6 protein-coding genes and 1 pseudogene are annotated in these 8,456 nt (G+C 74.0%); 3 read left to right on the forward strand and 4 right to left on the reverse strand.

All coding sequences use genetic code 11. From position 1 onward, the window contains the following. Positions 1 to 111: 111 nt before the first annotated feature. Complete coding sequence (locus ACYVD5_RS17450) at positions 112 to 1,035, reverse strand: PorA family protein (RefSeq protein WP_461002125.1); 924 nt, start codon at positions 1,033 to 1,035, stop codon at positions 112 to 114. Positions 1,036 to 1,344: 309 nt separating this feature from the next. On the opposite strand from ACYVD5_RS17450, the gene ACYVD5_RS17455 reads away from it, so the two are divergent. Further along, positions 1,345 to 2,730: an acyltransferase family protein gene (locus ACYVD5_RS17455; RefSeq protein ID WP_461002126.1), complete on the forward strand. Its 1,386-nt coding sequence runs from the start codon at positions 1,345 to 1,347 to the stop codon at positions 2,728 to 2,730. On the opposite strand, the gene ACYVD5_RS17460 is transcribed toward ACYVD5_RS17455, so the two are convergent. Further along, positions 2,727 to 4,937, reverse strand: a complete 2,211-nt coding sequence (locus ACYVD5_RS17460) for a hypothetical protein (RefSeq protein ID WP_461002127.1) — start codon at positions 4,935 to 4,937, stop codon at positions 2,727 to 2,729. The two genes, ACYVD5_RS17455 and ACYVD5_RS17460, sit on opposite strands and share 4 nt — an antisense overlap. A 195-nt stretch (positions 4,938 to 5,132) precedes the next feature. On the opposite strand from ACYVD5_RS17460, the gene ACYVD5_RS17465 reads away from it, so the two are divergent. After that, positions 5,133 to 5,879, forward strand: coding sequence for a class I SAM-dependent methyltransferase (locus tag ACYVD5_RS17465; protein WP_461002128.1), 747 nt, complete (start codon positions 5,133 to 5,135; stop codon positions 5,877 to 5,879). Beyond that, entirely contained in the window at positions 5,876 to 6,667 is a 792-nt protein-coding gene (locus ACYVD5_RS17470) for a class I SAM-dependent methyltransferase (protein ID WP_461002129.1), read from the forward strand. Before ACYVD5_RS17465 ends, ACYVD5_RS17470 begins: the two co-directional genes overlap by 4 nt. Positions 6,668 to 6,740: 73 nt before the next feature. Here ACYVD5_RS17470 and ACYVD5_RS17475 read toward each other — a convergent pair whose 3' ends face one another. Both ACYVD5_RS17475 and ACYVD5_RS17480 read right to left on the reverse strand, forming a co-directional pair. Then, positions 6,741 to 7,826 (reverse strand): PorA family protein, encoded by a 1,086-nt coding sequence (locus ACYVD5_RS17475; protein WP_461002130.1) that lies wholly within the window; start codon positions 7,824 to 7,826, stop codon positions 6,741 to 6,743. After that, positions 7,823 to 8,456 (reverse strand): annotated as a pseudogene (locus tag ACYVD5_RS17480) (DUF3367 domain-containing protein); the annotation flags it as partial. The gene ACYVD5_RS17475 and the pseudogene ACYVD5_RS17480, both read right to left, overlap by 4 nt.

The raw sequence follows: 8,456 nt of genomic DNA on the forward strand, positions 1-8,456 counted from the left end.
GCGGCGCGGGCGCGCCGAGCGGACGGGTGCGGGCGCCGCCCCCGGCCGGGGCGGGCACCGCGCCGGGGGCGGAAGGCTCGCGGGCGTCGCTCATGCCGTGCGCCGCCCAGGTCAGGCCCTGGTGCCGCGGCCGCCGGTACCGAGCAGCAGCAGGCCGCCCGCGATGATGCACACGGCTCCGGCAGCCAGGCAGGCGATGGGCAGGGTGGTGCGCAGCAGCGGCAGCACGAACATGCCCTGCTCGGCGCTTTCGATCTGGCCGTCGATGGTCTCGTCGTTCCAGACCATGGTGCCGTCGAAGAGCACCAGGCGCTCCTCGCCGTCGACCTCGACGCCGCGGTGCTGGTCCTCGCTGAGGCCGATGGGCACGCCCGTGGTCGGCTCGATCCAGTAGGTGCGGGTGATGCTGTACATCTCGTCGCCGGTGACGTCGCCGTTGCCGTCCATACCCAGCAGGTCGGCCGGCAGGGTGCGCTCGCCGATCTTCACCTGGTCGATGACCTGCTCGAACCGGTAGGTCTGGACGCCGTGGTATTCCTCTTCGCCCTCGAAGGTGATGGGGCGCGTTTTCTGACTGGTGGTGTCGAAGAACTTGTAGTCGCGCTGCTCGGTGAGGAACGGGAACTTGAAGATCTGGCCGTTCTGCTCGACCTGCTCGTCGTTGACGGAGGAGTCGCAGCAGTCCACGCCCCGGCCGGTGAGGCGGTCGTGGCCGGCGCGGCGGAAGGTGGAGGAGATCGCGAAGTCGCGTTCGATGTCCTTGACCCAGGTGAACTGGTCCCAGACGACCGTCTGCCCGTCGCTGGCTGCGACGTCGCCCCGCACCGTGGTGAACGCCTCCACGGTCGCGCCCTCGACCAGCTCCATCTCCTCGGCGCTGAAGTAGGTGACGTCCTCACCGTGGTTGGTGGCCTCGTTGTAGTAGTCCAAGGGGGCCTTCATCAGGCTGTCGGCCATCCAGAACCGCAGCATGGGGGCCAGAGCCAGGAAGAAGACTCCCAATGCGATGAAGACGACCGCGACAGTACGGCGCATTTGCCCTCCTGGGCGAAACGGTGCGGGGCGGGCGGGGCGGATACACGGGGTCTGGGGAAAGCTGGAACTCGGTTCATTTTCGGGTAGAGTACTGCTCTGCAACGGATAGCGTCACCACGGCGTAGCTGAAAATTTATAACCGGTTCTAGTCCGGAGCGGCGCCAATCCGGCGGGGGTTGCAAGCCGCCCGCCCCGGCGCGTTCGCCCCTTCGTCCGCCCCGCACCCGCCGCCCCGCTGGTCTGCGCCGTGCGGTCAGCCGATTCCCCCGCCGCCGCGGATCCGAGCACACGACACAGGAGGCCCGGCCTGTGAGCGCTGCACCCGACGGCCCGCCCGCCCATCAGCAACCCGCGGCCGGAACCGGCCCCGGCACCGGTGCGCCTGCCGCCGAGCAGGGGCCCGCCGATACCGCGCAGCGCGATCTGCCGCAGGTCAGCGGGCACATCGAGGCGCTCGACGGCATCCGCGCCATCGCGGCGCTGCTGGTGCTCGTGTTCCACGTGGGCGTCGAAACCGGTGCGGCACTGGCACCCGGTGTGCTCGGCGCCCTGGTCGCCACCGGCGAGATGGGCGTCCCGCTGTTCTTCGCCCTGTCGGGGCTGCTGCTGTACCGGCCCTGGGTGCGCAGCGCACTCGACGGCACCCCGGCCCCGCGGGCGGGCCCCTACCTGCGGCGGCGGGCGCTGCGGGTACTGCCGGCGTACTGGATCGTCGCCGTGGCCGCCCTACTGCTGTGGTCGCGCGAGCACCTCGACTCGGTGCGGACCTGGGTCGAGGTCCTCACCCTCACCTTCGTGTTCAACACCGACCCGTGGTGGGTCGGCACCGGACCCTACGGGCTCGGGCAGATGTGGAGCCTGTCGGTCGAGGTGTGCTTTTACGTGCTGCTGCCGGTGATCGGGCTGCTCACCGCTCGCGCCGCCGCCCGCGCAGGCGTCGATCCCGACCGCCGCGCCCGCCGGATGTTCCTGTGCCTGGCGGGACTGACCGCGGTGGCCCTGCTGGCACTGCTGCCGCAGTACTATCCGGATCCGCGGCCCTACATGTACGCATGGCTGCCCCGCTGCCTGGGCCTGTTCGCGGTGGGCATGGGCTTGGCGGTGCTGGGCGAATGGGCGTGGCGCGAGCGGGCGGCGCCCGGCGGCGGTACCGGCGGCGGCATTGCGCGGCGGCTGTGCCGCACCCTGCCGCGCAACGCGGCGCTGTGCTGGACGCTCGCCGGAATCTTTTACCTGGTCGCCGCCACCCCGGCTGCCGGGCCCCGGTTCGTCGGCGGGCCCGGGTTCTGGATCTCGGTGGTGAACATGGCGGTGGCGATGGGCTTCGCGTTCTTCGTCATCGCGCCGGTGGCGCTGCGGCCCGAACGCCGCGGCGGCCCGCCCCCGCTGCGCGCCGGCGGGGGCGCCTGGTTGGAGGTGTTCCTGGCCCACCCGGTGATGCGCTACCTGGGGCGTGTCTCCTACGGGATCTTCCTGTGGCAGTTCGTGGTGCTCTACCTGTGGCGCGAGTTCACCGGCGAGGACGTTTTCCACGGCTCGTTCTGGCTGGACCTGGTCCCGGTGGTCCTGGGTACCGTGCTGCTCGCCGACCTCACCCACCGGTTCGTCGAACAACCGCTGCGGCGCTGGTACGGCCCAGCGGGCGGCCCGCGCCCCGCCCGCCCGAAGAACCGGCGGCGAATCCCGGTCAACTAGCCGCCGCCGGATCCCGCGCCTTGGCCGTCCTGGCGGTCCTGCTGATCCTGCCCGCCGCCGTCGCCCTGTTCATCCTGCTTGTCCTGCTCGCCCTCGCCCTCCTGAGCCTCTTCGGCCCACGGGTCCCCGTCGGTGACCGGCTGCAGCTCGCCGAAGGTCACCCACTGCATGCACAGCTGCTCGGCGTCGGTGTGCAGGGTCAGCTCGGTACCGGCGCCGTCGACCGGCACGTACCAGACGCCGCCCTCGGGTGCGGCGGGCAGCTTGGTGGTCACCCACGCGTCGCCGAGCACGGCGCCCAGCTCGGTCTCCTTTTCAGCGGTGTAGGCGACCGCGAGCACGTGTGTCGGGCCGCCCAGCGACTCCACCGGCCAGCGGACCTGGCCGCCGACCGTGCCCACGCACTCCTCGTCCTCGGGCGGCCCGAAGAACGCGCTGCCCTCGACCGGTTCGGCCGGCACCAGGAACCCCGCGTCGTTGAACACCAGCGCGGTGTTGGCCGGTTCGGGGTCGCGGATGCGCTCGGCCACCTCCGCGGACGCCAACGGGCTGAGCACGTTGGAACTCAGCCGCCGCGGCCCGTTCCACGCCAGCACGATGTCCTCGGGCACCGGCCGCGGGTAGATCCCCGCCTGCGCGGAAACCTCGCGCACCGACTGCCGGACCGTGTCGAGGTACCAGCGCACCCGGTCGCCGCTGAGGGTGTCGGCGAAGGTGTAGGTGGAGAAGGCGCCCGCGGCGGTCATCGCGGCGGTGGCCGCGAACGCCGCCGCCCGCGCCGCCCTCCGCGGCGGGCGCCAGACCCCGGCCGCGGCGGCGGTGTCCTCGCCGCGCACCCGCAGGAAGGCCAGCGCCAGGCAGAGCACGAAGACCAGCGCGGCGTCGGCCACATAGCGGGGGTCGTAGCCCACCAGCGACTCGTACCGGCCGCGGGCGACAGCGGTCGGCAGCGCATCGACGAGCAGCAGGTAGCACGCCAGCAGCGCCCAGGCGCGCCAGGACCGGCGCCGCACCAGCAGACTCACCGCGACGATCAGCACCAGCACCGCCCACGCGGCACCCGCCACGGCCAACGGCGGGTTGAGCAGCCCGCCGGCCGCGGTGACCGGCTCCCACCTGCCGGGTCCGCCCAGCGCACCGACCGGGAACGTCTCGGTCAGCATGCCGCGCAGCAGGTCCGCGACGACACGGGGTTCGGGGATGCCGGCGCCCTCGCCCTCGGCGGTCTCCTGCCGGGACAGGTACAGCAGCACGTAGCCGGCCGACAGCAGCGCCAAGGCAGCCCAGAACGGCAGGTCGCGATCAGCGGTGCGCCACAGGACCCGCGGGATGCGCCCGGGCACCAGGAACGCGGCCGCGACCGCGAACAGCAGCACGGGCAGGAACACGGCCTTGACCGAGAACGCCATGCCCAGCAGTACCGCGCCTCCCGCCAACCAGCCGTAGCGGCCTTCGCCCGTGCGCAGGAAACGCACCAGCCACAGCAGCGCCAAGGCGGTGGCCAGCTGGAACGGTATGGCGTTCAGCGCCGCGGACCACCAGGCCAGCACCGGGATCGTCAACGGGGCGACGGTGTACACCGCCAGCAGTGCCACAACGGCCCGCCGGCGCCCGAACAACTCCCACAGCAGCGCGAACACCGCGGCGGCCGCGGCGGCCTGTACCGCGAGCATCACTCCGGCGGCCAGGACCCAGTTGTAGGGCGCCACCCCCGCCTGGATGTAGGCGAGCAGCAGGGCGCCGGGCATCAGGTGGCCCTTGTGCAGGTCGGTGAGGTAGCCGGGCGTGAGGTCGGTGGCGGCGGCGGTGCCGATGAACAGGAAGTCGTCCTCGACGAAGTACGCCGCCTGCAGCACGTGGATCTTGAGTGCGAGGGAGGCGATGATCAGCGCAGCACCGGCCAGCACGATCCGGTCGCGCAGCCCCCGGTTCAGCAGCGCGGCCAACACTGCCGCCCACCCGGTCGAGCGGGCCGGGGGCGCGGCGGCGGCCGGTTGCGCGGTGCCGGCGCTGTCGGGGTGGGGGTCGGGATCTGCTTCCGGGCCGGGCCCTCCGGCGGGATCCGCGGAGTCGGAGCCGTCCGCAGGGTCGGCGGGGCCGGGGTCGCCGGCAGCACCGGAGGAGCCGGAAGACCGGGAAGAGCCTGCGGGGTCCGGGGAATCCGGCGGCGCTGCGGACCCGGAAGCGGAGCCGTCGGCGTCGTTCATGCCGCTCCATTCCCTGACGTGATCGGCCGGTTGACGCCCCCCGCTGCAGGGGTGCCAGAATACAACACGTTCCACCTGAAGCGGAGGTGCTCGGCAGAACACCATCGCACCAGGGAAAACCGCAACGAGAACGCGGTCCACTCCGGTTCTTGGGCAGCGCCGCGGCAACGGCGCCGGGCAGCGAGGAGCGGCACCGTGGGACTCGACGAAATTCGGGCGGACTGGACCCGTCTGGGGTCGGCCGAGCCGTTGTGGGCGGTCTGCGTCGATCCCGCCAAGCGCGGCGGCGGTTGGGACGACGGCGAGTTCCTCGCCTCCGGCGCCGCAGAGGCCGGCGCGGCGCTGAACCGCCTCGCCGAGCTAAGCCTGTCGCCGCCTCCGGGCAGCGCCCTGGACTTCGGGTGCGGAGCCGGGAGGCTCACCAACGCGCTCGCCGAGCGTTTCGACAACGTCGTGGGCGTGGACATCTCACCGCCGATGCTCGCCGAGGCGCGCCGCCTGGACCGCAGCGGCGGGCGGATCGACTTCCGGCTGAACGACCGGCCCGACCTGGGTGCGTTCGGCGACGACACATTCGACCTCGTCTACACCGACCTCGTGCTGCAACACCTGCCGCCGCAGCTGGCAGCGGGCTACGTGCGCGAGTTCACCCGCGTGCTGCGCCCGGGCGGCGCCCTGGTGATCGGGGTGCCCGACCGCGAGCGCCCCACGTTCAAAGGGCTGGTCTTCCGGTTCGCGCCCTGGCCGCTGATCCGCCTCGCCCAGCGGCGGCTGCTGGGCTATCCCGCCCCGATGCGCATGCACCCGCTCCCCCGCGCCCGGCTGGCCGGCCTGCTGGCGGCCGGCGGCGCGCGGCTGGCCGCTTCGGACGAGTACTGGGGCGGCGACCACTGGCGCCACCTGCGCCACTACGCGTGGCTGCCCGCAGAGGACGACCGTTGAGCGGCGGCGGGCCCGGCACCGGGCAAGGCACCGGGGAAACCGCGGCCGCCCCGGCCTTCCGGGCGACACTGGCCCGGTCGGCGGCGCTGTTCTCGGCCTTCCGCAAGGAGCAGAGCGACCCCGACCACTTCTACGGCACGCTCGCGCGCGACACGGTCGCCCAGCTGCGGTCCTACACGCCACTGGACGGCGCGGTGGTGGCCGATGTGGGCGGCGGTCCCGGGTACTTCGCCGACGAGCTGCGCGCGGCGGGCGCCCGCTGCGTGTGTGTCGACGCCGACACCGCTGAGCTGCGGCTGCGCGACGGTGAGCTGCCCGACACCGCTGTGGTGGGCAGCGCCCTGCAGCTGCCGGTGCGCACCGGATCGGTGGACGTGTGTTTCTCCTCCAACGTGCTGGAACACGTGCCCGATCCGCCCGGCATGGCCGCGGAGATGGTGCGCGCCACCAGGCCCGGCGGCCTGGTCTACCTCTCCTACACCCTGTGGCTGTCGCCGTGGGGCGGCCACGAGACATCCCCGTGGCACTTCCTGGGCGGCCACTACGCGGCGCGGCGCTTCACCCGCCGCACCGGCCGCCGGCCCAAAAACGACTTCGGCCGCACCATGTTCGCGGTTTCGGCGGCGGAAATGATCCGCTGGGTGCGCGGGCAGAGCGGCGTCGACACGGTCGACATCCGCCCGCGCTACCTGCCGGGTTGGATGCGGCCCGTCGTGCACGTGCCGGTGCTGCGCGAGTTCGCCACCTGGAACCTGCTGCTGGTGCTGCGCAAACGCGCCGCAGAGTAGGTCGGATGGGCCGGGCGGTCGGGTGGGCCGGGCGCCCCGTGCGCGGGCGGCCGGCCCGCACCGGCCTGCCCGGTCAACCGGTGGACGCACCGGCCCGGCGGCGGGCGCGCAGACCGCGCCAGGCGGTCAGCGCCAGCAGCACACCGCCCGCCGCCGCCAGGCCGGCCGGCAGCCAGGTGCGCGCCGCCCGCAGGACCGTGCCCAGCTCACCGGCCTGGCGGGCCTTGGCGGCGACCAGCTCGTCGGTCATCTCGAACTCGGCGTCCAGCAGCATCCGCCTGCCCGGACCGTTCTCCGGGCGCAGTGTCTCGCGGCGCTCCTCGCGAGCATCGACGACGCGGCCGGTGACCGGCTCGACCCAGTAGGTGCGCTCCAGCTCCAGCCAGCGGTTGGCCTGGACCGTGCCCGAGCGGTCCAGACCGAGCGCCCGCGCAGGTACGGGCCGCGCCGAGTCGGGGACCTGGGTGGTGGCGACCCGCTGGACGTAGCGCCGCACGGCGAGCCCTGCGACGGTGTCGCGGCCGTCGAAGACCATGGGCGGCGCCGCGCGGATGTCGGCGTCGTAGAAGGGGTACTCCCGCCACCGGCCGCCCGCCGGCCACAGCAGCACCAGGCCGGCCTGGCGGATGGCCCGGTCGCCGTCGACGTGCTCGCCGCAGCAGTTCACCGCCGTTGCGGTGCGGCGGTCCACGACGACGCGGCGGTCGCGGTGGGCCAGCACCGCGTTTCCGGTGCCGACCCGGGTGGACATCTGCCAGGCGGTCCAGTCGCCGTTGCCGGGGGCGGGGGTGCCGTGCACGTCGGTGCGCTGCTGCAGGTGGGCGCCGCGCACCGTCTCCCACGTGAGGGTGTCCAGGTAGGCCGCCGAACCGTCGGCGAGCTCCATGGTCAGCTCGGCCCGGGCGGGGATCAGCGCGAGTTCGCCGGCGACGTAGAAACGCAGCAGCAGTGCGGAGGTGAGCAGGAAGGCGGCAGCGGCAAGGGCGATCAGGCGGCTACTGCGGGCGAGCGCCGCGGCTCCGGCCCTGAGGTGCCCGGACCCGTTCTGCGGGGTGCGGTCGGGGGCTGCGGCCGGGGCGCCGGTGCCGGCGGTACCTGCGGTGTCGGCGGTGCCGGCATCGGCGCCGGCGCCCGGACCGCTCGCGCGGCCCGCGCTCATGTGCGCACCTCCTCGGTGTCCGCGGTATCCGCAGTGCCATCGGGGGCCCGGGTGCCCGCCGCGGCTGCGGCCTCCTGCGCGGTGTCCGGGCCGCCGCGGGCAGCGGCCCCGCCCGCGGATTCGGGCTGCCCGGACCCCGGCTGCCCGGAACCGGTCCGCTCCGCCTCTGCCACGCCGGAACCGGCACCGGCCGGCGGCGGCCCGGCCGCCTCGCCGAGGGCGACGACCAGCCGGGCCAGGGCGGGCAGGCACAGCGCCTGGGGCACCCATTCGCGCAGCGGCTCGCTGAGCAGGTCGCCGATGTCGTGGAACGGCAGGAACTGCGCGACGTAGGTGCCCGCGCCCAGCGCGACCCCGGCTCCGGCAAGGCAGGCCACCACCGGCCACGGGCCCGCCGCCACCCGCAGCAGCCGCCCGCCCAGGGCGGGGCGCTCGGGCTTGGCGTGGCGCAGGGCGGGCGAAGGCGACCGGCCCAGCCACCACACCAGTAGCAGCGCGGCGCCGATGACCGCTGCCCCGGCGGCGCCGCCGACCCACAGCCCGTACAGCGGGCCGAGCGGCAGGAGCGCCGCGCGCGGGAACCGGCCGGGGACGGCGGCGGGCAGCCCGGCCGCGCGGGCGGCCCGCCCC

It is taken from the genome of Streptomonospora sediminis, assembly GCF_054778995.1.

What these genes read in the sequence shown, in the direction of transcription:
- ACYVD5_RS17450 (WP_461002125.1), bottom strand. Translation starts at nt 1,035, where the DNA reads ATGCGCCGTACTGTCGCGGTCGTCTTCATCGCATTGGGAGTCTTCTTC.
- ACYVD5_RS17460 (WP_461002127.1), bottom strand. Translation starts at nt 4,937, where the DNA reads ATGAACGACGCCGACGGCTCCGCTTCCGGGTCCGCAGCGCCGCCGGAT.
- ACYVD5_RS17475 (WP_461002130.1), bottom strand. Translation starts at nt 7,826, where the DNA reads ATGAGCGCGGGCCGCGCGAGCGGTCCGGGCGCCGGCGCCGATGCCGGC.